Genomic DNA, 24,072 nt, shown 5'->3' with positions numbered 1-24,072 from the left:
TCGAGGCGGCCACAGGCGGCCCCCAGAACGACCGAGGCAGGTGCATCGGGGGCAGGCAACTACACCCGGCGGCGGGGTGTGCTCGACGGCACGCCGGGTCTTCCTCGACGAAGAGACGATGAGGCCGTTGCCGCCTCTGTGCGACTGGGCCGGTACCTGGCCACAGCCATGCTCGACGAGGACACAATGAAAGAGTACGGGCGGATCGTCGGCCGAGCAGACGGCTACCTGGCCAGCTCGGACAGTGACGTGCTGTCAACGACCGAGTCGGACGTCGTCGCCTAGCGCAACCAGCGGACTCTCTGGCAGAGGAAGCCGGTCGGCGCATCGACGTGGGGCAAGGAATCGTTCGTCCTGGACGACCTCTATGGCTTCTTGGTTGACCGCGGGCATCTGACGCACCGGCCGGTCAGACTGGCGGCCCGGGGACGGAACGCGCTTGTGCCGCGCGTCCGGGCGGGCATGGACATCCGACATCTCGCTCTCGAGCAATACCTGTACTTTCGGGACGTCGAGATCGGCGGCCAGCTACCTGACGCCAAGGTTGACCGGCGAGCGCTGCTGCGCCCGATAAGGCTGCGGTGGTGTTCTCCAACACCACCGCCCCGCTTTTCCCTGACTGTACCGGAGGGGCTGTTCCTGCTCGCGGAACTCACACGCTTCACCGGACGCCAGGGGGCCTCAGCGTCCGCGCGTCGCAGTGCCCGGTGGTCCCGGAGCACGGCAGAGTCGTGGTCAGCAGCGGCTCATGGCAAGTCTCCGAGGTGCCCGGCAACACCGTTGCCCGCCTCCTACAGGAAGCCGAGCAGCGCGGTGTGACCGTACTGACCTCGTGCCAGCGCTGTGGCGGCCGGCAGACCTGATGACCGGTGACGGCCGAACGCTGCTCACAAGCACACTCAGCGGTGGACTTGCTGCCACAGCTCCCGGGCCCAGTGTTCGCCGACTTCCTCGAGGGTTGCCGGGCTCGGATTCCCATCCGACGAAGATCGGCGCCAATCCGCTGCAAGCACGGGCACGCCTCAGGGGACCCTGAGTCTCAGCAAAGGCAGACCGGTGAACCGTGGGCCGGCCGTGACCGTTTATCCGGGTGAGCCAGTCAGCAGCCGGACCTGATGTCCCTTTCCATCGTCCAGACAAGTTGCCTCAGGAGGATCCTGTGATCACCTTCCATGGCCCTTGGCAGATTAGGGTCGTCACCAAGTCCGCCATGTTCGACCAGCGGGTGGTTGTCAGGACCGCCATGGGAACTGTGATCATTCCTGGCAACGAGGGGGCCTCCCGCGTCATCGACGAGCGCACGTGGAGCCTGTCGCTGGAGCACAACCACTGGGGCAGGGGATGGCGGCCCAACATCCGGGTCACCCCTGGTCCCGTCTCCGCGTGCGCCGGTGGTGGCCGCAGTCAGGAACTGTGGAGCACGGACTGGGACTTCGAGGGACACGACCCCAACCGGCGAAACATCGTGATCCGTATGGACCAGATCGTGGACGTGCAAGAGGCTCCGACGCCGACCCCTGGCCCGGCCAGGCTCGTCGAGCAGATCCCCACTGCGACACCCGGCATTCGGACAACCTCGGGATCGGATTCCTCCGTCGGTACCGCGCCCAGTTACCCGCCCGCGAGCGCCACCAGGCGCATGGGCGCCCCCGTGATACCCGCTGTTGAGCGTCACGGACAGTCGACGGTCGGCCAAGGGCAGGCGGCCACGGCTCGCGAGTGGCACCGCTGATGCTCTGCCCGAGAAGGGCAGTGTCCGCCGATACAGCACCAGCTTCCGCGAATCCGGTGCGACGCCGACACCAGCACTGGCTGTCCCGGCCTCGCATCGGACAGCTCTACGGCATCCGCCCCAGGGCATAGCCGGGTGTGAAACCCTGGCCGCACCTTGTCAGGCAGGCAGCCCCAGGCCCGCACGCAACAGCTCTCGACGCTCCCGCGGCGGCATCCCCGTAAACTTCGCCCCGACCGGCAGGTCGCCCGATCAATGGTTGCCGAACTCGCCGAAACGGCGCCCGTTCCCACCGAAATCCACGGAGCACTGTCGAGATACATCTCCGCTATGGCCTGCCACATCTCGTCCATGGGCAGGACAAGCTTGCGGTCCATCAGCCCGATACTGCGGGCGCTGTTACCGGTCGATGTCCCCGAGGCTGCACTGGTCCGCGCGGCATCGCCCGCGGCCGCGGAGCGCCCCGCTCTGCCGCTGACGGCCGCGCCGGGCGAACTGCTGCTGTGGCGGCGGCTGTTCGCCCGCGGTTTCTCCACGCTCTGTCTGCTCGCCTGGCTCGGATCACACCCTTCGGAGAGGTACGACAGACAAGAGGGAAGACCTCCCTGCCAGCCGCTCAGCGGTCCGCAGGGATTCTGGCGTCGCAGTCGGCTGGTCCTCCAAGTTGGGGGCAGGTGCAACCCTGGGCGCGGTGCTCCGTTCGGCGGTACCAGATTGGATGGTACGTCGCCGTTCGCCCCTCGAAGTCGACCCTGCTGCTGGAAAATGTCGCCCTGGAGAAGTCTCCGCCGTCGAACGTGGCGTCGGTGAAGTCGAAATCGTGGCCCTGCCAGGAGTGTGGATGTTTAGCGGGCAGGCGGAGGTGGTCGCGGATGAGGCGGATGACAGTGTGCCGGACCTCCCGCAGGTCCGCATCGCTCGCTGATAGCCCGGTCTCGGCGGTGTAGGGCAGTCGGAGGTAGGCGCACACGACGTCGATGCACGTCTGGCGTATGTCGCGGGTGGGAGCGTCGTCGGCGAGGCCGGCCAGCGTGTGTACACCGCCCAGGCGGATCGCGGCGGAGTCATCGCCGAGCTGAGAGACGGCGGCGGTGAAGCGTTCGGTGTGTAGACGGGTGTCCTCGCGCAAGGCGCCGCCCTCGTCGATCCGCTGGCGCCGGTAGGCCACGACCAGGGCCCCGGCGACCACGCTGGTGGACAGCTTCACCAGGTCGAACAGAGTCTTGGAATTGATGCGGTGCTCGGGCTTGAGTCCTCGGGCGTCGAGTAGATCCCATCCGGTATAGAACACCGTGGCGGCCACGAGGACCGCGGTGGCGGAAGTTCCCCAAGGCCGTCAAGAAGTTCGTCAATGACGATGTCGAACTGCTGGCGTTCTACGACTTCCCCGGCAAACACTGGATCCATCTGCGGACGACGAATCCGATCGAGTCGACGTTCCCCCACGGTCCGGCTCGTGCGCACGAAGGTCACCAAGGGCGCTGGCAGCAGGGTTGCAGCCCACGCCATGGTCTTCGCTCATTGAGTCCGCCCAGGCCCGCTGGCGGGCCGTGAACGCACTCCACCTTGTCGCGCTGGTTCGCGCCGGAGCCCGCTTCGAACGCGGGCACCTCGTCGAACGCTGCGAAACCCTCGCTGCGTGAGCGGTCCCCCTCACCGGCCTTCCTTCATTATCCGGTGGCGGACACGGCCGCGTGTAGTGAAGATCGCGGCATGCATGTCTTCCTGGAAACCGAACAGCTCGTGCTGCGCCCATTCACCGACACCGACGCTGACGACCTGTTCGCACTGGACAACGATCCCGACGTCATGCGCTTCATCAACGGCGGCCGGCCAACAAGCCGCGAGGCGATCCATACGCAGACCCTGCCACGGCTCCTCCACGACTATCCGTGCTTCGGTACCCGTGGCTACTGGGCCGCGGAGGAAAAGGCCACCTGGACCTTCCTGGGCTGGTTCGAGTTCCGCCCCCTTGACGACCACAACCCCGTCGTGGTCGAGCTCGGCTACCGGCTGAACAAGGCCGCCTGGGGCAAGGGCTACGCCACGCAGGGATCTCGGGCCCTGATCAGCAAAGGGTTCACCGACCTCGGCGTAGAGCGGGTCACCGCCAACACCATGGCGGTCAATACGCGATCCCGGCGTGTGATGGAGAAGGCGGGCCTGTCATGCCTCCGGCACTTCACCGGGGACTGGCCGGAGGCAATCGCAGGATCCGAGCATGGCGAGGTCGAGTACGACCTCGTTCGGGCCAACTGGGAGCAGCGTCGGTAACCGTCACCTGTACCGGAACCTTCGGCTCCGTTCCTCATGGTTCCCAGGTGATCCACACAACTCTTGACTATTGCTCCTGCTCGTGGGCGTGTACCAAGTCCGCTCCTCCCAGTCCCCCTTCGTTCAGCGGGAGCAGATCAGCCGACGGTGCTGCCCTGGCTGCGAGGCGACCCGGCCCGAGCAGTGGAACGAGGTGATCCGCACCCTCTACGGCGACGACTGACAACGTCGTGCGAATACTGCGCAGCAGCACCGCTCAGCGAGTCGTGGTGTCCTCAACCAACGCCAAGGACCGTCGCTGTCGGTGTGTCGTCCGCTCCCCCGGCTTCATCTCAATCGCTTGAGGCCAGGGTGGTTGTCGGCCGGGAAGCCACACGTCGGGCTCGGCCGATTCGAGGCGATGGCGGATGCTGTGCGGGGACTGGCGATGGCAGGTCGCCGGAGGCGCTGCGGCGGCGGGCAACCAGGCCGAGAGTCCGCAGTTGGTCAGCAACAGGCCGGTACTGCTGGGGAGGTTCTCCGGGGTAGACGCGAAGGAGGTTCCATCCAAACTGCCAGTCACTGAAGTCGGTGTCTGGGTTGATGTGCGGCGCTGCGGCCTCGAAGGCGGACAGTTCAGCGAAGCGGCGTAGCCGACAAGGATCAAGCGCCGGAAGCCAGGCACGCATCTCGCGGGCCTTCCGAGGACGGTCGTCAAAGTGCCGGCGCAGGTAGCTGAGCCGTCTACTGAACTGGCGCTGCAGGATCGGTCCGAGGATCTCGGAGGCGATGCGAGCCTCCGCGCACTCGGCGGTTGTCAGGTAGGCCCCCAGGTCTTCTGAGGATGCGTCGCGAACGTCGGCCATGCTCAACTGCACCAACCTGATCGTGATCCAACGCTTGATGTCACCGAGCCTAGCTGCGGCAACAAGCGGCGCCAGAGACCCTCGCCGGTGCATAGCAGAGTTGTTGCTGCATCAGGCATGAATCACTCGGTGCGACGCGCAGATGAGTAGTAGGTGTCCAGCAAAGCGCAGGTGTCCTGTCTCAGATAAGTTCGGGCGTGACAGGGCCCTGACCTGCAGTGCCCGGACTCGGCTGAGACACTGAGAGCCGATGCGTCTCACTCAAGCCCGGGCATTCATGTCTCGGGATCGTCCTGATGCGCATGCTGGCGGCCGGAGGGGCGATCGTAGACTCGCGCGCCATGGAAGAGATCTTCAGGCTCGGAGAGATCAGCTGCCCATCAGGGGCCCTGGTCATCGTTGACGGCGGTGTGACCGTGTGAACCAGGACGAGAGCCCTCAGCCGCCGCCCATTGTTGTCGTGCTGCCAGATAGCCAGGAGCTACGAGCGCGGCTTCATGCCCGTCGGCAGGTGCGGGACGGCTGGCGATATCACATCGGCGTCATGATGTGGCCGGGCAGCGCGAGCGATGGTGTGGAACCGGTCGAGCATCGGGCCTGGATAAGTCCCGCGCAAGCACGCCTGTTCTGGGTGTCTCCTTCGGGCAGGTACCCACTATCGCCTGTCCTCGGCAGCCAGCGTCCTGACCAGGAATGTGGAGCCGGCCTGGATGGTTCACCATCTGCCACATCGACCTGGCCATCCAGGCGCCACGCTCGTCCACGTCATCGGCTGCGCACCCGGCGGACAGAGGCTGAACCGGGAACAGGCCCTCACCGGGCTTGGCCAGCCTCGCACAACAGCATGCAAAGAATGCGACGCAGCGGGGTCCCTGGCTAGTGGAGACGAGCCCCGTCTCCTTGAGGCGGCACGAGGCCAACCCGTACCGATCGCGCCTGTCCTGCCTCGATGACGCACAACCCACCACGCACCCGCCCGATCACAATCCCCGCCCTCTATCAGCGACGGCAGGAGTACATCGCCGCTGAACGGGTGGTATCCCCGCCGCAGTCGGCGGATCCGCTGTGTAAAGTCGGGCCGGTGAGTGCCGCGCGGCGGGCGAAGAGTGCCCGCGCCCATGCCTGGCTGCTCCCGTGTCCCACGAACTGGTTAACTCTTTGGCTTCCATCCCTGCCTCGGGTAACGGTCGCGTCAGCGCGCGGCCGGTGTTCGTTCATGTCCAGGGTCTGCTGGAGCAGCGTCCGGACGTGTCGGTGGCGGCGGTCGCGCGGTGTGCTGGCGTGGCCGCTTCGACGGTGAAGTCGCTGTTGCATGATGCGGCTCGCGGTGGTGGTGAAGGTCGGGCGGTCTCGCGCGTGCTGGCGGACAGGCTGCTGGCGGTCGGGGTGGCCGATCTGCCGCAGCCCGGATGCGGATACGGTGGCCGGTCCACCGACGCTGCTCCCGCAATGCGGCACATCCGCCACCTGATGACGTCCCACCCTGGCTTGTCGATGTCCGTGCTGGCGCGGGCAGCGGGGATGACACCGAGCACGCTGGCAGCGGCGCTCAAAGACGTGGAGGCCGGGCGCTCCCGCCGCATCCAGGCCTCGGCCGCCGATCGGCTCCTCGCCCTTGGCAGCGGCGCTCCTCTCCCCGAAGGACAAGCGCGGCGCTGTGACACTGTCGATGCCGCACCCGTCGCCACCCATGTACGCCATCTCCAACTGCGTTACGACGGTGCTGGCCTCGCGCTCATCGCCCGGACCGCAGGCGTCAATCCTTCCACCCTTGCCGCCGCTCTCGCCGACCACGCCCAAGACCCCGCGCGCGGTATCAACCGCAACATCGCGGCACGAGTGCTGGCAGTGACCGATCTGCCGGCACCAGCCTTCCCTCGCCACGCAGGCGTCACCACCACCGGCTTGATACGACGTGTCCAGGCCCTGTGCGCTCTCGGCTGGACCCTGGCATCCATCGGCCGGGCCGGGGGCACCACACCCAGGTCCCTGTGCGATCTGCTCCGCACCCAGAGATCTACCTCGATTCAACGGAGCTCGGTCCTGGCAGCCTGGAGCGAACTGTCCCATCGCCCCGGCCCCTCCGTCACAGGGCGCAGGCGCGCTGCAGACAAGGGCTGGGCGCCACCACTGGCCTGGGAAGAGCACACCATCGACCATCCCGCCGAATTCCCGTCCGGCACTCGCACACACAGACAAACCCGGGTATGGACACCTGAACTACTGCGTTATGAAATCGAATTCCTCACTCGTCTCGGCCTGGGCCGGGCTCAAGCCCTGCAGCGCCTCAGTCTCAGCTCCAAGCGTGCCCGGGCGCTTCTGGACCCGCCTGTCCCTGCCCACAACGCCGAGAGCCAGCCCACCACCCCTGTACAGCAGAAAGACGCCCCGGCCAAGGAGATCACCGCCTGGAAGGATGCCCGCAAGCAGCAGTCCTCCGAGCGAATCTGCGTCGAGCACTCGAACGCAGAGCACCAGCAGTGGCTGCCCTTCCAGCGGTCCCTCGCCCGCCGTGAATGCCACGATGAGACCCACCTGGCCATCGCAGCCCTGGTCTCCGAGCACACCGCGGGTGCCGGCGTCGATGACCGGTTGGGGAAGTAGCACACGTGGACGCTCAGCAGAGAGCGCTCGTGCGTGCCCAGACTCATTTCGTCCGCGTACAGCGGAGTGAGCCGATCTCTGGCGGTGAGGGGGTAGCGGTGGTTCGGGGGCAAGAGGCCCACACGTCCTCCGAGCGCACCGGGTCCCTCTGCCACACCGGGGAGTCGAGGACTTCGCTGACCTTCACGAAACTGTCCTGGGTGCCGGGCTGGTCGGTGCGGATCTCGATGTCGGGGAAGGGCAGGTGGAACCCTGTGGCCTTGATACCGTGGGAGGCGAGGTTCCAGTCTTGGCCCTTGAGGGTCACCGCGGCGGCCGCAATGGCGCGGCCGGCCTGGGTGAGGCCGTAGAAGACCTGCATGGGACGGGTCGCGGTTCCTAGCGGCGGCGGCCCGGAACGTCTGCTCCGCCTGTTCGAGGTCTGCCGCGTAGCTTGCGGCGGGAGCCGGCGTCGGCTCTGCCCGGTGGATTCCAGCGGCCGGCTCGCAGCCGCTCCCACGCCTGAGCGGTGTCGAGATCGATGTGCATAGCCCGGGACGCTGCCCGCTGGCGAGTTGACGGCGCAGGGTGAATTTCACTGCAGGGCCCGGTCCCTCAGCGCGGCCCGTGCCGCAGCTGCCGATCGGGCCGTGGGCGTATGAGATCAAGGTCGAAGCCCACCGGACTGTGCTGTGGCGCACCGGGATAACGTCCGACTGCAGTCGGAGCGGCCGTGACGTCAGCGCTGGATGGATCTCGCCCTGGACGCCATGAGTCTCCCGCCCGGCGTGATCCTGGACGGCGAGGCCGTGGTGTACATCGCCGACGGCGACGGCCACGCGCAGATCAGCTTCGGGGCGGCGTAGTCCCGCGCGCTGTCCAGCCCCCGCCGCGCGAGGGAGCTCGCCGACCCGCCTCGCCCACCGCAAGGACCTGCACCCTGCAGTCGGCAGAGGCGGACGCAGGATCACATGACCTTGAGCAGGCCCGGAACCGGTGTTAGGGCCGGGGCCGGGCCGCCTCAGGAACTTACATGCCGCAACAGGTCAGGCTGGCATTCGCTGTACTCTCACCGGCGTCACTCCCTCCGCGTTGTGCCGCTCGGCCCAGCCGACAAGTGCCATGCCGCAGGCCTGGTCCAGATGCCGCAAGCGCCGCAGGTCCAGCTCCATGGCGCGGTCGCGCGGCAGCGACTCCAGCTGGTCCAGCAACTTCGGCAGCCGCAGGAAGGTGGCGTTGCCGAGGATGTGCACGACGATGGGGCCTCCGTCCTTGTCGTCGATCTCGACATGCGTGTGCGAGGTTTCCCACGCTGTCTTGATCACTGCCATCAGCAGACCGATCAGCACGCCCTCGAACATGTTGGCGGCCACGATCGCCACCGCCGTCACCACGAGGACGACCGCCTCGCCCCGGTGCTCGCGCCATAGCGTCACCAGATCCTTGACCGGGACGAGCTTCCACCCCGCGTGCACCAGCACCCCTGCCAGCGTCGCTACCGGGATTACCCCGAGCGCGCCAGGCAGCAGCGCAGCGAATAGCAGCAGCCACATGCCGTGCAGCACCCGCGACCACTTCGTGTGGGCCCCGGCCTGGACGTTGGCGGCGCTCCGCACGATCACTGCGGTCATCGGTAGGGCCCCGAGCGCCCCGCAGACGGCGTTGCCCGCGCCCTGGGCCATCAGCTCCTTGTCGTAGTCCGTACGTGGCCCGTCGTGCAGCCGGTCAACTGCGGCCGCACTGAACAGGCTCTCGGCGGAGGCGATCAGCGTGAAGGCCAGCACCGTGCCGATCACCGGCAGACTCGCCAGCTGCGCGAACGGCGGGCCGCCCGGCGCCTGTACGGCCTCCAGCAGGCCCTTGACCTCGACACGGGCGACTGGCAGGCCGAACAGGACGGCCGCCCCGGTGGCCAGCGCGACCGCCGCCAGAGGGCCCGGCAGCAGCCGGGCGGCGCCGGGAATCCTTGGCCAGAGCACGAGCACGGCGACTGTCCCGCCGCCGATGGCGAGCGCGGTCAGGGCGGTCCCCGACCCGGCGGTGGCGGTGACCAGACCCGGCATTCCGGCGATCTTGGCCGAGCCGCTGGCGGGCGCCTTGGCGTCGGCCAGTGCGTACACCTGCCCGGCGATCAGTACGAGTCCGATGCCTGCGAGCATGCCCTGCACGACGGCCACGGAGATCGCCCGGAACCAGCGGCCGAGCCGCAGCGCGCCCATGGCCAGCTGTAGCACGCCCGCGGCCAGTACCAGCACGCCGAGCGCCGGGAGCCCGAACTCGTGGACCGCCTCGTAGACCAGAACCGTCAGCCCGGCCGCCGGGCCGGACACCTGCAGGCTGCTGCCCGGTAAGGATCCGGTCACCAGACCGCCGACGATGCCGGTGATCAGCCCCAGCTCGGCCGGCACGCCGGAGGCGACGGCCACACCTACGCACAACGGCAGGGCGACCAGGAAGACCACGAGGGAGGCCGTGAAGTCCGCGCGCAGCCGGCCCGCTTGATGGAGAGGTCGCATGCCGCGGCTCACAGGGGGAGGTAGGCGTCGACGGACGGGTCGTGCGCGAGCACGAGCCCGGTGTGGACCTCGTAGAACCAGCCGTGCAGGCCCAGCTGCCCGGCCGCGATCCGCTCGGCCACGCATGGATAGCCGCGCAGCCGTGCCAGTTGCGCCCGTACGTGCCGCTGCACGGCCGCCGCGACGTCCGGGCCGTCGTCGGCGGGGAGTCCGTCGGACAGTTGCTCGGTCAGCCACTCGCGTACGGCGGGGACGGCGGCGAGGTCGTCGCCACGCGCCTTGGCGCCGACCGCGCCGCAGTGCGAGTGCCCGCACACGACGATGTCGGCGACGCCGAGCACGCAGACCGCGTATTCGATCGTGGCGGCCTCGGCGCTGGCGGGGCGGCCCTGCCCGTCGCCGTATGCCGGTACAGCGTTGCCTGCGGTGCGCAGCTCGAAGAGTTCGCCCGGCTGGGCGCCGGTGATCAGGGAGGGGATGACCCTGGAGTCGGAGCAGGTGATGAACAGCGCCTGCGGTGCCTGGCCGTGCGCGAGTCGCGCGAACCGCTCGCGCTCCTCGTACCGTTCGGCGATCCGGGTTCGGAAGTCGCGGGCGTGGTCGATGAAGGTCTTCATGTGGGTGTCCTCCATTGCGCCCCGGCGCCTGCCGTCGCAGACGGGGGGCGTATGTAGTCGAGCTTTTCTGATGCGAGAAGAAGGAAAAAAGAAGTCGGTGTCAGTAACCACCTGTCGTCACGCAGGCGTACAGCACTCGCGCCGGGCGTCGGAAGACTTGAGGGATGCCTGGACAGTGGAGAGAGGCGCCAGAGACAGACGCTGCCAAAGCGGTGAAATCTGCCCCCTTAAGCAGAGTTCCTTGGCGGTCGGCAAAGCATGTGTCCCCGACGTTTGTGTGATGCTCTGGAGTCGGCGACGGCACTCCGCACGCTTTCCGCACCTTCCAGAAACAGTTTCGGCAGATGCAGTTGAGGGTCGACAACAGGCAGGGCAGCAGCGCCACGCTCGTAGCGGCATGCTCTACTCCCCTATCACCTTTGGCAGTTGCCTCGTTCGGATGAGGTCGCCCCCATACTTTACACAGACACTAGCCTCGCTTTGCGAACGCTTTAAGTAAACGGGACGTTAACAAGTGCGTCTCGATGGCCGAAGGTCTATTTGACGTACAGCCTCTGTGCACAAAAGTGCACCGATACTGCCCTTACGGGCCACGTCCGCATGGCTGTTGAATTCACGCATCCCAAACCGACTCGACCGAAGCAATCCCGCCACGGATGCCACATTCCCTTGGCGATTCCGCTGCTCTGCGGTTCCTCGGTTCGACATGCGGCAGGTCGTTTCTGATTCAATACCGCTAGGTTAAGTGGGTGGTGGAATGAGTTGAGGGGTCGACGAAACCGCGGATTTGTTGGTCCGGTCTCCCGTGCCACGGGCAGCCGGCCGCCATGCTTCCCACCTCGGCTCCAGACCGGCAGAGCCCCGCAGCGAGAGGAAAGTTCACGCCTGGCGCCCGGTCTCGGGGAGCGGACTGTGGCCTTCGGACCAGTCGTTGACCCAGCCGCAACCCGCACACGCGTACCGGCCATCGAGACCAGCGATCTGAGTCCCGCACCGAGCACACCCTATATACGTGATCTCGGGATGCGGCAGAGACATCTCAGGCTGGGCCAGCCGTTCTGAGTCCGGGCCAATCGCCATAATCGGAAGCTACCCGTTTAAGCGTCGACGTCTGGGGCCAAAAGCGACACCACCACACCCTCTTTACAGGCGCCAGGAAACCATTACTTGCAGGCTTGCCCCACAGCTGGCCCGCCTCGCCTGTCCTGTCCCACCCGAGGGGAATCGTTCGCTGCCCGGGGTGGGCGCTTCTGAGGGCTGTCCGTAATCCCTGGTGGATCGGCGCGCGGCGTCGGATGCGGTGCACCGCAAGGCGGAGGTGCGTCCTCATACTGGGCGTATTCGGGCGTTCCGACAACGCGGCGAGGTGCCGTAGCTGTCGTCGTGGGCCCGCCAGGGATTACGGGACAGGCCTGAAAGCGTGCACGGTTACGTCCTGGCAGTGTTCGGTCAGGCCGGATTCTCTCCATACCCGGGCGTCTGCTCGGTTGCCGGGCGCGGGACGAGCGGTGGCGATGACCAGTTTCGTGGCCGCGTCGATGATGACCTGCACATTCGCCGAGAACCGTCGGTCGCAGCTGGAGACACCGACCTGCCGGTCACGCACCGGGATTAGTGTGCCGTCCACGATCCACAACCGGTCCGTGGCATCGGTCGGGCGTCGGACCGGTTCGATGGCCAGGAGAGGACCGAGTCGCCGGATCACCCGGCACACGGTCGCCGGCGAGATCCCGAACAGCGGTGCGAGCTGCCGCATGGTGAGGTTCGTGCGGTATAGACAGCTACTGTCAGCACCCGTTCCGCCAGCGGCGGGCACCGCGGACGACCGATCCGCGGACCATCACCACCTCGTTCCTGGACAGCTTTCAGCAGCCCGTCGAACTGCCGCATCCGCAGACCGGTGAACGTCTCGACCCTTAACGGCTCAGCACTCAATACCGCACCCATGCGAGGGGAATGCCCGGCTCAAAGCCTTCTGCAACACGCTTCGGCCTGCGTCGAGTGATGACAGCTGATGACGTGTTGTTCGTCCTGGCTCTGTTACGGAAGGACGAAGGTGGATGTGTGGATCGGTGGGGGATGGGGAATCGACGCTCTGATCGACGAACAGACCCGAGACTATCGGGACCTGGACTTGATGCACCGCCAGGACCAGAAAGCCGCTGTGCCGGTGGCCCTCTCGCGGCGGGTTTCGTGGAGAGCCTGACCCATATGCCGAAGCTGTCCGCAGTGAGATCGCTCATCTCGCCGACCAAACCATGCCGGAAGCCCTGCCGGAGGGCTTGTGGCGGTAAATCGTGTGCTTGTCGTCGTTCCACATGGAGTTGCAGTTGTCGCGGTAGACGACGTTCTTGGCGTCGGAGTCGGCGCCGTTGCCGCCACGGAGTTTGACGTAGCCCTTGAGGTTGACGGTCGTGGCGGACGAGTAGTTCTTGACCGTCAGGTACTCCTAAGGAACCCTTGTTGAAGTCCGGGCCGGGTGCGTCGTACTGGCTGCCGCGGACCTTCAGTACAGAGGTATTCGGCCCCCTGGGCCGGGAGCGCGGTCAGAGCAGCGAGCGTGCCCGGCCGAGAGAACGACAGCCATTACGGCATGGGCGCGCAAAACAAAGTCCCCCTCGATCATGGAGATGAGCAGCAGAAGCGCATGGAAAATGACGAGCCTCTGGTTACAACTGCAAGCCTCTTGTCCGGGACATTGCTGACCCTGGTACGGTGAGTCGTGTGGCCGATCTGACTCCGTGCTCCGGAGGGCTGTTCCTCGTGTTGCCTCGCCCTTTCTGTGATGCGGTTTTCGGCCGGGTGTGGAGGCGGGTGCCGGGCAGGTCAGGCTGACCGGTACCCTGCCGCCACCGGGTCACCCAGGACAAGCGCGGAGACCGCTTCCTCCTCCCACCCCGAATGCCCCGCGGAACGTTTCGCCGTCAGCACCGAGATAGGCGGGTTCGCACTTCATCCCGACGATGTCCAGGGCACAACGCTACATACCGCCACGGGGCGCCTCGCCGGATGCTGTCGACTCGACGGGCTTGACGGTCCCAACCTCGTGTGCGAGCAGTGTGGGGGCCGAAGTGGCGACCCGCCAGTCCGACTGCTGGTCTCAGCAGCAGGTGATCCTCGCCCCGGACCGAATCACCAGCAGGAGCGAGAGGGCGTCCTCGAACCCGTGAAGTTTCGCCACCACCTGACACAGGTTCGCCGGAGCATGTGCGCCCTTGGCGATGACGGAGGACGGGCAGCGCCGCCGTAGAGACCGTGGAGGCGAGGGCACGCGGCTGCAGGTGGACGAGCATAAGAGGCCAGGCCAGCGCGGCGATCTCGACCAGATCCGACCGATACTGCGGCAGCTCACCCTGCACCTGCTGCAGTGTGGCCAGCAACTGCGCCGACTTCGGCCGGGGCGTACCCGGCGCTGCTGTTCCACCTTCACCGCGTGCCCGCCCTGGGGAGGCTGCACCCAGGCGCCGCCCCGGGGTGCGCTCGTTGCGGTATACAGCCGTCAGGTCCCCGCGGATGACAGAGACAGAGTCGACTATGCCCAGCTCGTCCTCGGCCGCGCGGACTACATCGGCGAGAACGCGGAAGGGCACCTCGTGGGCGGTGGTCGAGGTGAACCGCGGTGTGCCGCCCATGCGGGCCACCTCGGCGCACCGGGCCGCGATGCCCAGACGGCTGTCGGCAGCTCGTACGCCCAGCACGATCAACTCCATGCGGCAGCCGGCCGCATGGTTGCAGCGGCCGCCCCGTCGAGGAAATGCGCACCGTTGTCCAGGGCGATCTCGATCAGCTGATCGCCGCGACGCTCGCGCACGTACGCCTCGGCCTTCTCCTGCCACGCCCGGTAGTCGTGACGGATCCGGCTGACGCTGTGCGCGGGTCCACGTCATGCCCGGCTTCGTCTGCCTCGGACTCTCCCTGTCCGCAGCCAGATCGGCGGCATGGTCGGCCAACTCTTCGGCACTTTCGCCCAGATGATAGCTACCTTCGCCAGCAACGCCTGAGCACGGCCACCGAGTCCGAGGCCGACACCCTCGAGCTGCCTCCCGTCCCCGAGTTCGGGACCGGGAGGCCCTGGTGGTCCGCCCAACGCATCCACCCCCGCCGGTTCGCCTGCGGCCACCTCAAGCAATGGGCCCGGCTCGGCGCCTAACCCATCACCGGGGGCCACCCCACACTCGGCCGCACCGTCACGGCCCGCACCACCGGCCTCGGCGCGCTCATGCTGTGGCGCACCGCGAACGAGGAGCCCCGCCTCCTCGCTTTCGCGGCCGGCGTCTACGCCATCAGCGCCTGGCGGGCCGGCCGCCCGTTCCCCTCACCGAGGTCGAGCTGAATCGCCGGTTCCTCCTCGGCATCCAGCACCTCATCGGCGACGGGCCCGGCATCCACCTCCGACAGCTGTACGACGAATTCCAAGCCCGACTTGCCGCCCGCACCTCGACGACACCCGGCTTCGCGCACTCCTCAACCGGTGCTAGGTGCCCATCACCAAGAGCCTGCGCATCGGCGAGACCACCGGCCGCAGCGGCATCAAAGGCACCGACCTCGACGCCCTCCTCTCCCTAGCACCCGTAGGCACCCCTTCCGAGGTGTAGACGCAGGTCAGCCAGGCGGAGAAGGGGCCGTAGACCGCCCGTAGACCGGGCTGTAGACCACCAATGGAGCCCCAATGCGATACCACATCCATGCCCTCATCCGCACCCTCGGCTACGACTTCCTCTGCGAGATCTGCGGCTGGTGGTACCCGCCAGACACAGCCACTGACAGCACTGCCGAGCTGCCGCCCGCGGGTCGCCGCCAGGGCCGCGAAAATAATCCTTATAGGCGTGAACCCGGCACGGGCAGCCGCCGTATTAGGCGATGTAGGCCCTGTCACCTTGGGCGGCGACAGGAAAGCGGCCGAATCTCACCGGCCGCCCGCCTGAGTTCACCCTCCCTACGCATAGAGGGTGAAATGCAGTTGGCCTCGCGCTCCCCGCCGAGGCCAAGGGCCACTCGGTGCTGGCCCTTGGCGGCCCTGCCTCTGACACGTCTCGCAGAGGCAGAGCCGCCCCATTTCAGAGTGGGTAGCCTCTGGCCAGACCGAAGCCACGACCGTCCCTGCCGCCCTACCCGCCCCTCAGCCACTGACAGCACTTCAGGGCTGCCACGGTCTCAATCCAGCACGAGGCACCGGAATCACACCTCACAGGCCTGAACTCGGCACAGACAGCCGCCGTATTAAGCATGAAGGCTCCTGACTCCGTGGGGACGACAGGAAAAAGGGTGGCCAACTTCCTCCGGTCGCCCGCCTGAATCAGTTCGTCCTCTCCCCATCGAGGACGAACTGACGGTGGCCCCGACCGGAGACGAGGCCGGGCCGTTGGGGCGCGCATACGTCTATGCCGCGCCCCAGTCCCGCGGCCCGAGGTGGCCCTGCCGCTGAAAAGGCACCCGGAGACGGGGCCACCATTCCCCCGAAGGATCCCCACCCATAGACAGACCACGACCCCCCGCTCCGCCACTGACGAGAGGATGCCCCCGTGGACGACCTGATGGAGTTCCTCCGCGATCGCCTCGACGAAGACGAAAAGATGTCGGGCGCTGCGTCCGAAGGCCCGTGGTCGGTCGACAACGGGGACTACGCCAAACTGGTCTACGGGGCCGACCAGTCTGCGGTGCTCTGTCATGGATGCTGGGGCGGTGAGGCTTCGGTATTCGAGTCGACGGCCGACGCGCTGCACATCGTCCGCCATGACCCGGCCCGCATCCTGGCCGTGGTCGAAGCGAAGCGGACCGCCATCGGCCACTACGAGAAGCTGCGCCGCTTCGCTGAGACGGCACGCCGTGAGGAGTACCTCCGCGTCGAGGGTGCCGGAGCCGTCGTGATCAAGATGCTCGCCCTGCCCTATGCCGACCACCCCGGCTACCGCGACGACTGGCGGCCGTAACCCCGTTGCCAGTCCCGCCACGGACCTCACAGGAGATCGGCATGTACGAGAACATACCCGGTCACCTCTTGGACCCCGAGAACCTCAAACCGGCGGGCCGACTCATCGACCGAGCCGACCCCGCGCTCACCGAGATCCTGCAAGCCCTCACTGGCCTGGCTGGACAACTGGGCAACATCACCGCCCCCGACGAGGACACCATCTGCCTGGCGATCCGCCTCGGCGGAGCACGCCACGCACAGAAAGCGGCACCCTGAACTTGTGAGCAGACTCGCTGACACCGCAACAGCCCAGCTCGGCATGAACGTCAAACCCGCCACCATGCGCAAGTGGCTCCCACACGGCAAACTGACCCGCCACGGCCACGACTACTACGGCAGAGCCATCGTCGACCTCGACGAGACCGAGCGGATCCACGTCACCAAGCAGTCCGCCTGAACGATCAACGAGACCGTGTCACACCGACCCTGAACCCCCGTCTGCCCAGACATGCGGACATGACGGCCCCGCCTACACGGACGCTGTTGGTTAATCCAGGGGCCTGCGTGACGTCGGCCTGTACGACCCCGTTGGGGTTGTCAGGCCGTCGTCGTGTTCAGGGGTGGGGTTCGGTGTCGTTGCGTGGGGTGGATTTGACGGAGATCCCGGAGGAGACCGTGCGTGTGGCGCGGGCGGTGTTTCCGAAGGGCTGTCTGGCGACGCGGGTGCGGGACGTGCTCGGGCCGGTTTTCGCGGATGTCGAGTTCGAAGGGCTGTTCCCGGTCAGGGGGTGTCCGGCGCTGTCGCCGGCCCGGCTGGCGCTGGTGTCGGTGTTGCAGTTGGCGGAGGGGTTGACCGACCGGCAGGCCGCGGATGCGGTCCGTTCACGTGTGGACTGGAAGTACGCCCTCTCTCTCGAGCTGGCCGGTACAGGATTCGACTTCTCGGTGCTCAGCGAGTTCCGTGCCCGGCTCGTAGACGGCGACGCCGACCGGGTGGTGTTCGACGCGGTGCTGCGGGCTGCCGGGGAAGCCGGGCTGGTCAAGCCGCGTACGTGGCAGCGCACGGATGCCACTCATGTGCTGGCCGCGACCAGGGACCTGAACCGGCTGGAGTTCGTGGTCGAGACGCTGAGGGCGGCGCTGAACCAGCTCGCCGAGACGGCCGGGGACTGGCTGGCGGCGGTGGCAGCGCCGGAGTGGTACGACCGGTACTCCAGCCGGCCGGAAGACACCCGCTTCGCTTCCCGGTGGGCAGCCAAGGTCGAGCACGCGGACCAGACCGGAGCCGATGTCATGGTGCTCCTGCATGCCCTCTGGGAGGCACAAGCCCCTTCGGGTCTGAGGAAGTTGCCCACTGTTGAGTTTCTGCGCCAGGCATGGGTGCAGCAGTTCCACCACGTTGACGGTGTCGTGCGCTGGCGTGACCCGAAGGACCGCCCACCCGGCCTGGCGCGCTTATGCACCCCCTACGAGCCCGAGGCCCGCACAGGTTCCAAGCGGGATCTCGGCTGGTCCGGCTACAAGGTCCACCTGAGCGAGACGTGCGACCCCGACGCCCCGCACCTGATCACTCACGTTCACACCACCCCGGCACCGGTCAACGATGTCGTTGTCCTGGAGGACATCCACACTGCTCTGGCCGGGCGAGGTTTGTGCCCGGCGAGCACCTCGTGGACGCCGGATACGTCGACGCCGAACAGATCCACCATGCCCGGCGCGATCACAGGATGGAACTGGTGGGGCCGGTCGCGGCCACCAACGTTCGCCAGCAGGTGTCGGGAGACTTCTTCGACAACACCCGCTTCACCATCGACTGGGACCAGCACACGGCTTCCTGCCCCGGCAACAAGGTCAGCGTCTCCTGGCGAGCGGCCCAAAGCCACCGGGGCACCCCGGTCACACGGGTCCGCTTCGCCGCCCGTGACTGCGGGCCCTGCGAGCTGCGGACCTCCTGCACTGACGCCAAGACCGGCCGCAATCTCACCTTGCGGCCCCGCGTCGAACACGAAATCCTCCAGCAGTCTCGGCCCCAACAGGAGACCGACCAGTGGCAACGTCGATACGGCCACCGCGCTTGCGTCGAGGGCACCATCTCCCAAGCCGTCCACGCCTTCGGCCTGCGCAGATCCCGCTACCGCGGCCTCGCCAAAACCCAGCTACAACATCAGCTCACCGGCGCTGCTATCAACCTCGCGCGTCTCGACGCCTGGCTCACGGGCAGACCACTCGCTCGAACCCGCGTTTCGCCCTTCGCAGCACTCCGCCCCACTGAATGAGATCCAGCGGGGCGGAATTAACCAACAGCGTCTACCACGGTCGGGGCCTTCGGTATTCCCGCCCATGAACCACCCCGGATGCCCCACGATGCCCCTCTCATCACGCAACGCCTAGCTTGATCTTGAAACTGTGCGGCGGGTCGTGGTGTCGCGGACCTCTTGGTTCTCGCTTTCGTGGTGACTGTTTTGCGGACTGTGTGCACGTCGTGGCGTGGGGTGGGCCGGGTGGTCTTGCGGCCCAGTGGCCGTCCGGGGCCCCGGGGTGGGAGGGTTTCGGTGCCTGGGCCGGGCAGGCGGTCTTCCGGCGGGTGTGCCGGAAGGTACGGCGGACGCGGGCCGGAGTGAGCCTGTCCGGCGGCCTCGGTCTCTCCCACGGTCGTCGGAGATCGGCTGCCCGCGGACGCCCTCGTGCTGCGCGGTGGGCAGCACCTGGTGCCGGGTGATGAACTGCCGACCGTAGGCACGGATGCCGCACTGCGATCCGGTCCCGTTCACACACACCACCGGCTCAGGCAGCACCAGCAGGCCAGTAGGCCAGTAGGCGTAACGATGTCCCGGTCCCGGGACATCGTGCTGATGTCGCCGGGCTCCAGCGTGGCCGACGCCATCACGGGTGGCATGAGCAGAGGGCGAGATCGCCATCTGCTGGCATTCGCCGCCTTCCCGCGCGAGATCTGGGCGAACAACGCGCAAGAACGCGTGAACAAGGAGATCCGCCGTCGCACCGACGTCGTCGGGATCTTCCCCGACCGCGCGGCCGTGATCCGCCTGGCCGGCGCCGTGCTGGTCGAGCAGAACGGCGAATGGACAGAAGCGCGCTGCTACATAAGTCGCGAACTCCTCGCCACGGCAAGTCTCCACCCGATCTACGGAGAAATGTCGATCGGGCCCTGCCCACCGAACCCACCGCTCAGCCTGAAAACGGATCACCAAGCGGACGTGACCCTTGTTACACCGCTCGATTTACAGACCCGTTCGGACAGTGGGCTTGGTGTGGTGTGTTCCGGGCAGTCGTTGGTCCGGCAAGTCAGTGGGCTTCCGTGGTGACCTGTGGTGATGCCGGTGCCGGATCCGGCACGAGCGAACGTGATCTTTGCAGCGGATTGTCTGTTCGCGGGGTGCCTCGCCCGTGTAAACAACCTTGTGCCGGGCTGGGTTTGGGCCGCGCCGCGTAGAGTTATCGCAGAAGCTCGGAAGTGGGCACGGGGGATCGTTGACGGGGGATCGTGGTGTTCACTCAGCGCGGTTCTGTGTCCGCATGGGGAGGGGCGTGGCGAGCGGGCATGGCTGTGCGGTGCCTGCGTTGTCGTGTCTGTGCCGGGTTTCGCTGCCGGCTACGCACCCGAGGCGAGCACGCATGCAGGGTCTCTTTCATGGAGCCGCCGCGATGAGGTCACTTCAAGGAAGCTTGCGGACGGTGGGGCAGGCCGTCGATGACGTGGTGGCGGGGCATGGCTGTCGGCAGGGGTTCAACGTCCGGGCGATCCGTGCCGCCACCGGAGAACTTGGGCCGGGAGAAACCGGGCAGCGACGCCTCGCCGCCTGTACTCCTGGCGCGCGGGTTGAGTTGATTTCAGCAGCAGGTCCTTTGTTAGGGAAAGACGGTTATGGCGATTGAGTTCTCTCCGAGCCTCAGGCGGTTTCTTGAGGTTTGGGTGGGCGCCAGTGTGGCGTCGGGGAATGAGGATCTGGGCTATGACAGCCGGTTGCCGTATCAGAAGCTGGCGGATGACCTGCGGGGGTTGTCGACTGCGATGCAGGGTGCGATCTCGCAGGTGGGGATTTCGATGCCGCCGGCGGTGGCGGAGCAGTTCGTCGGGGCGATGAAGCTGTTCGTCGATGACCATGGTGTGAATTATCTGTACCGGATGTCGGATGAGCTGGAGAAGACGGGCGATCGGCAGGTCGATCGTTCGCGGAAGCTGGCCGAGGCCAAGTACGAGATTCTGATCGAGTTCTCGTTCATGAATCTTGAGTTGGCGTTGATCGCGTTGTTGTCGGTGTTCACGGGTGGGACGTCGCTGCTTGAGGCGATGGCGGTGCGGGCGCGGACTGCTTTGCAGATCATTTTGATCATGCAGCGGATGGGGCGTGCTGTGCCGACGCCGTTCACGGCTGTGCTGGAGGCGCTTGAGGAGGCGTTCACGTCGTTCTTCGCGCAGTTCTTGTCGATGACGGTGCCGGATAATCCGGATCGGCAGCGGAAGGGCTTCGACTGGGTCGACGTCGGCAGGTCGGCGTTCGTGGGGTTCTTCGCCGGGTTGTTCGGCGGTGCGTTGGCCGAGGTGTACGGGAAGTTTGTCACGAAGCATTTCAAGGACAACCGCTGGCTGAAAGAGGGCTCGGAGGTTCCGTTCGCTTTTGTGAACGAGGGTCAGGCTGAGACGTTTGCCATGGGGCTTCAAAGGTGGGTATTTGACGGGAAGCCCGGGCTCAGTTGGCAAGATTTTTGGATGGCTGGTGTCAGTGGTGCGTTGACCACCAGTGCGGAGATTGTGGTGGGTGCGGCGGGTCTGGGGCTGCATCACCAGTTTTTCCTGAGGCCTTCGCTGAACGACAACTCTTTCGTCGACAAGCCGGGTGTGCTGGACTCGCCGGATGCGGTGCGGGTCAACAGCGCTCACCCGTTGGCGGTCGGGGACTGGGAGGGCGCACGGTTCACGGTGCCGCCGGAAGCGCTCGGCGTCGAGGGACGTGTCGGTCTTGGCGTGCCGGATATGGTGCGGCCTGCCGTTACGTTGTCCTCTCTGCCCCCGCTCCTGCTTCCGCCGAACGGCCCCGGAGTTCCGGGTGCGGAGGTCGGACTCGGTGCGGTTGCTGCTTCGGGATCCCTGCCGGGTGCGGACGTCCCTGACTTGACGGATGCTCCACGGTTCCCCGGCAACCTCAGCGTTGTCAGTGACCTGAGCGGTGTCAGTGACCTGAGTGAGGTCAGTGATTTCAGTGACGGGGCGTCGGTTTTCAGCGATGTCAGCGATGCGTCGTCGTTCACCGATGTCGAGGACGACTCCGTGTCCGTCTCGGACACCGGTATGGACACCGGTATGGATACCGGTTTGGGGCTTGTGAAGGGTGCGGGAGCGCCTGGGGTGAGGGCCGATGGGGCTGTTGGTGCGACCGGGGTGTTCAGCAGGTCTGGCTTGCCCGAGGCTGCGGACGCGAGCGGTGAGCTGCGGGCGGGGCGGGGCGGGGCGGGTTTGGAGGGTTCTGCCGGGGCCGGTGCGCAGGTGCGCGGTGCGGGTTCCTCGGGGGCCGGCGGGGAGGTGCGTGGTCCGGCGTCGGGGAGCGGGGCTCGGGCCGAGGACGGCACGCTCGAGGGTGTGCAGTCGCAGGACGAGACCGGGCTCGTGTTGGAGACAGCGCACGGAGCCGGCCAGGACGAAACGCCTGGCACTTCGGCAGGCGCTGGTTCTGCTCATTCGTCTCGCGCCGGCAGCTCGATCTCCGCGCCGGGTCACCAGACCAGCGAACCGCGGATAAGCCGGCAGGACAGCCAAGGCGTTGACGCGGTCGCGGACACGGAGGTGTCCCAGGAGCGGGAAGACGGTGGCGCGGGCGAGGTCGAATCCATGCCGGCGCTCAGCGGCCCGACCAGCCCGGTCCGCCCCGCCGTCTCCGCTGCGGGCGTGCCGACCGTTGCGGGTCAAAGCCCTGTGGGTCAGAGCCCTGCGGGTGACAGCGAGGTCATCGCTTCGGCTCCCTCGCCGACCGTGCCGACCGTTGCGGGTCAAAGCCCTGCGGGTCAAAGCCCTGCGGGTGACAGCGAGGTCATCGCTTCGGCTCCCTCGCCGACCGCAGCCGCAGCCGGGTCCGGGACGGGGACCGGGGTCTGGCAGGACAGCACGTCCGGCACCGCGACCACAGCCACAGCCACAGCGACGGGGATGCCGACGTCGTCCGCCACGCCCGCATCTTCTGCTGCCACGATCTCCGGCACCCGGACGCCCACGACGAGCGGGGACCCCAGGACCGCCGGCGCCCCGGCCGCCACTGGCGCAGGGGTGATGGGTACGAGTGGTGGTCGACCGGGCTGGCAGTCCGTGCCGGGTGTGGTCAGGCCGTCTGTGGAGAGCACGGTTCCGCGGATTGTGGTGGAGCCGGTTGCGGGTGTCACGCAGGGGGGTGTGCTGCCCGCGCAAGGGCAGCGCGGTGCGGGGCGCGACGGCGTACCCGGTGGGCGTTTTGGGCAGTCCCGGGCCGCGGCTGCGTCGGCGGGTCGGTCTTTCTCTGGCGTCTTCGCTTCCGCTGGTGACCGTATGCCGTCCATGGGTGGGCGGGCTGGGTCGCGGTGGCAGGCTCCTGAGGTGGTGGCGCGGGAGATCACTGATTCCAGCGGCTCGGCGTATCGGGGTGATGTCCTTCGACGCCAAGGAAGGCGCGGCGCGTAAGGACGTGTACGGCAAGCTTGGTGGGCAGAGGCGTTATGTGCAGTGGCGGAAGGACGCGGTCAAGGGGAAGGTCGGTGAGTGGCGGGACCTTCCGCAAGGGTTCGGGGAGTCGTTCTTCCTGGCGCTTCACCATAACGAGCAGGGGTTCCATGTCGTGGGGCCGGACGGGCGCAGCCGGGTCTGGAGTGCGGAGGAGGTCGGCCGGGAACTGCGCGCGCGTAAGAAGGAGCTGTCCGGCTTCAAGCAGATCACTTTGCTGTCCTGCACCGCGGGCGCGGAGTCCCCGACCCCGGACCGCACCCAGGCCGATGCGCAGATCGTTGCGGACGTTTCTGGGTGGACGGTCAACGCACCCGTCGGCGAGGTGAACTTCAGCCAGCCCGAAGGCGAAGCCCCACGCGTCAACCTGAAATACGACGCCGACGGCAACGCCACCGCCTGGCGCACCTTCCATCCTCAGGGCTCGTCCGGGACTGGGGACGGGTCCGGGGGCCTCCGGAACGCGGCGGGCAGGACCGCCCCCGACACCGCGATGCAATTCCCGCTCCACGGCTGGAACTCGCCAACAAACCAGGCCGAGGAACTCAACCCGCTCCACCTTCTGGTCGATGGCAAGGAGGTCACGTCGCTGGGCTCGTTGAGTGATGCTCCCGCGCGGGGCGTCTTGCCCTGGCGGGAGTGGCGGGCCCTGGATCCCCACATACGGCGTAGGACGAGGGTGCTGATTGACACCGGGGTTCTGTCGCAGCGGGAGCTGCACGAGTTGGTGGATCAGCTGGCGGGGCTGGATGGGTCCAGGTGGGCTCGCGAGGTTGGGGACTTCGCTTCCCGTCTGGACCGGGCGGCTCGTGCCGCCGGCGGTGGGGACGGCAGCCAGGTCCTGTGGAGTGGTGCGGAGGTCCAAGCTCGCTTCCAGGAGCTGAAGGCGTC

At 67.0% G+C, this 24,072-nt stretch carries 16 protein-coding genes and 7 pseudogenes (1 of these 23 running past the window's edge); 14 read left to right on the top strand and 9 right to left on the bottom strand.

What is annotated here, in order from left to right:
• The first annotated feature begins 1,159 nt into the window (after positions 1-1,159).
• Positions 1,160-1,732, top strand: coding sequence for a hypothetical protein (locus tag OHB49_RS45050; RefSeq protein ID WP_329167425.1), 573 nt, complete (start codon positions 1,160-1,162; stop codon positions 1,730-1,732).
• Between the two features lie 616 nt (positions 1,733-2,348).
• Here OHB49_RS45050 and OHB49_RS45045 read toward each other — a convergent pair.
• Positions 2,349-3,035 (bottom strand): hypothetical protein, encoded by a 687-nt coding sequence (locus OHB49_RS45045; protein WP_329167424.1) that lies wholly within the window; start codon positions 3,033-3,035, stop codon positions 2,349-2,351.
• A 17-nt stretch (positions 3,036-3,052) separates the two neighbouring features.
• On the opposite strand from OHB49_RS45045, the pseudogene OHB49_RS45040 reads away from it, so the two are divergent.
• The 3 genes and pseudogenes from OHB49_RS45040 to OHB49_RS45030 form a co-directional block, all read left to right on the top strand.
• Positions 3,053-3,375 (top strand): annotated as a pseudogene (locus tag OHB49_RS45040) (transposase); the annotation flags it as partial.
• A gap of 70 nt (positions 3,376-3,445) precedes the next feature.
• Positions 3,446-4,006: a GNAT family N-acetyltransferase gene (locus OHB49_RS45035; protein ID WP_329167423.1), complete on the top strand. Its 561-nt coding sequence runs from the start codon at positions 3,446-3,448 to the stop codon at positions 4,004-4,006.
• An 82-nt stretch (positions 4,007-4,088) separates the two neighbouring features.
• Positions 4,089-4,229, top strand: a complete 141-nt coding sequence (locus OHB49_RS45030) for a hypothetical protein (RefSeq protein ID WP_329167422.1) — start codon at positions 4,089-4,091, stop codon at positions 4,227-4,229.
• A 109-nt stretch (positions 4,230-4,338) separates the two neighbouring features.
• On the opposite strand, the gene OHB49_RS45025 is transcribed toward OHB49_RS45030, so the two are convergent.
• Positions 4,339-4,863 carry a hypothetical protein gene (locus OHB49_RS45025; protein WP_329167421.1) on the bottom strand — a complete coding sequence of 175 codons (525 nt, stop codon included), beginning with the start codon at positions 4,861-4,863 and terminating at the stop codon, positions 4,339-4,341.
• A 698-nt stretch (positions 4,864-5,561) separates the two neighbouring features.
• Here OHB49_RS45025 and OHB49_RS46125 point away from each other — a divergent pair.
• Positions 5,562-5,804, top strand: a complete 243-nt coding sequence (locus tag OHB49_RS46125; RefSeq protein WP_443079739.1) for a DUF6233 domain-containing protein — start codon at positions 5,562-5,564, stop codon at positions 5,802-5,804.
• 403 nt (positions 5,805-6,207) lie between these two features.
• Positions 6,208-7,455: a hypothetical protein gene (locus tag OHB49_RS45020; protein WP_329167419.1), complete on the top strand. Its 1,248-nt coding sequence runs from the start codon at positions 6,208-6,210 to the stop codon at positions 7,453-7,455.
• A gap of 43 nt (positions 7,456-7,498) precedes the next feature.
• On the opposite strand, the gene OHB49_RS45015 is transcribed toward OHB49_RS45020, so the two are convergent.
• The 4 genes and pseudogenes from OHB49_RS45015 to OHB49_RS44995 form a co-directional block, all read right to left on the bottom strand.
• A complete protein-coding gene (locus tag OHB49_RS45015; RefSeq protein ID WP_329167417.1) occupies positions 7,499-7,816 on the bottom strand; it encodes a YaaC family protein in 318 nt (105 codons plus the stop codon).
• Positions 7,817-8,480: 664 nt separating this feature from the next.
• The gene (locus OHB49_RS45010) at positions 8,481-9,950 is read right to left on the bottom strand and encodes a SulP family inorganic anion transporter (RefSeq protein ID WP_329167416.1); all 1,470 of its coding nucleotides are present in this window, start codon (positions 9,948-9,950) and stop codon (positions 8,481-8,483) included.
• A gap of 8 nt (positions 9,951-9,958) precedes the next feature.
• Entirely contained in the window at positions 9,959-10,567 is a 609-nt protein-coding gene (locus OHB49_RS45005) for a carbonic anhydrase (RefSeq protein ID WP_329167415.1), read from the bottom strand.
• 1,417 nt (positions 10,568-11,984) lie between these two features.
• A pseudogene (locus tag OHB49_RS44995) lies at positions 11,985-12,514 on the bottom strand (helix-turn-helix domain-containing protein); the annotation flags it as partial.
• A 57-nt stretch (positions 12,515-12,571) separates the two neighbouring features.
• Between OHB49_RS44995 and OHB49_RS44990 the strand changes: the two are divergent.
• Positions 12,572-12,784 (top strand): annotated as a pseudogene (locus tag OHB49_RS44990) (nucleotidyltransferase domain-containing protein); the annotation flags it as partial.
• 55 nt (positions 12,785-12,839) lie between these two features.
• On the opposite strand, the pseudogene OHB49_RS44985 reads toward OHB49_RS44990, so the two are convergent.
• Positions 12,840-13,150 (bottom strand): annotated as a pseudogene (locus OHB49_RS44985) (lamin tail domain-containing protein); the annotation flags it as partial.
• Positions 13,151-14,842: 1,692 nt separating this feature from the next.
• Positions 14,843-14,983, bottom strand: a complete 141-nt coding sequence (locus tag OHB49_RS44980) for a hypothetical protein (protein WP_329167412.1) — start codon at positions 14,981-14,983, stop codon at positions 14,843-14,845.
• A gap of 1,106 nt (positions 14,984-16,089) precedes the next feature.
• On the opposite strand from OHB49_RS44980, the gene OHB49_RS44975 reads away from it, so the two are divergent.
• From OHB49_RS44975 to OHB49_RS44960, 4 genes and pseudogenes are all read left to right on the top strand, one after another.
• A complete protein-coding gene (locus OHB49_RS44975) occupies positions 16,090-16,497 on the top strand; it encodes a DUF6221 family protein (RefSeq protein ID WP_329167410.1) in 408 nt (135 codons plus the stop codon).
• Between the two features lie 41 nt (positions 16,498-16,538).
• Positions 16,539-16,754 carry a hypothetical protein gene (locus OHB49_RS44970; RefSeq protein WP_329167408.1) on the top strand — a complete coding sequence of 72 codons (216 nt, stop codon included), beginning with the start codon at positions 16,539-16,541 and terminating at the stop codon, positions 16,752-16,754.
• A 4-nt stretch (positions 16,755-16,758) separates the two neighbouring features.
• Positions 16,759-16,935 carry a hypothetical protein gene (locus tag OHB49_RS44965; protein WP_329167406.1) on the top strand — a complete coding sequence of 59 codons (177 nt, stop codon included), beginning with the start codon at positions 16,759-16,761 and terminating at the stop codon, positions 16,933-16,935.
• 173 nt (positions 16,936-17,108) lie between these two features.
• Positions 17,109-18,754: pseudogene (locus OHB49_RS44960) on the top strand (IS1182 family transposase).
• A 137-nt stretch (positions 18,755-18,891) separates the two neighbouring features.
• On the opposite strand, the pseudogene OHB49_RS44955 reads toward OHB49_RS44960, so the two are convergent.
• Positions 18,892-19,157, bottom strand: a pseudogene (locus OHB49_RS44955) (NF041680 family putative transposase); the annotation flags it as partial.
• A 239-nt stretch (positions 19,158-19,396) separates the two neighbouring features.
• Here OHB49_RS44955 and OHB49_RS44950 point away from each other — a divergent pair.
• The 3 genes and pseudogenes from OHB49_RS44950 to OHB49_RS44940 all read left to right on the top strand — a co-directional run.
• A pseudogene (locus tag OHB49_RS44950) lies at positions 19,397-19,600 on the top strand (transposase); the annotation flags it as partial.
• A 761-nt stretch (positions 19,601-20,361) separates the two neighbouring features.
• Positions 20,362-23,142: a hypothetical protein gene (locus OHB49_RS44945; protein WP_329167403.1), complete on the top strand. Its 2,781-nt coding sequence runs from the start codon at positions 20,362-20,364 to the stop codon at positions 23,140-23,142.
• Positions 23,108-24,072, top strand: the 5' portion of a protein-coding gene (locus OHB49_RS44940) for a lonely Cys domain-containing protein (RefSeq protein WP_329167401.1). 23,674 nt of this gene lie beyond the right edge of the window; only the first 965 of its 24,639 coding nucleotides appear in the window; its start codon is at positions 23,108-23,110; its stop codon lies off the right edge, out of view. Before OHB49_RS44945 ends, OHB49_RS44940 begins: the two co-directional genes overlap by 35 nt.

Source organism: Streptomyces sp. NBC_01717 (genome assembly GCF_036248255.1).
Taxonomy (GTDB): domain Bacteria; phylum Actinomycetota; class Actinomycetes; order Streptomycetales; family Streptomycetaceae; genus Streptomyces.
Note: the sequence above shows the minus strand (reverse complement) of the source record. Positions and strands in the feature narration are given on the sequence as shown.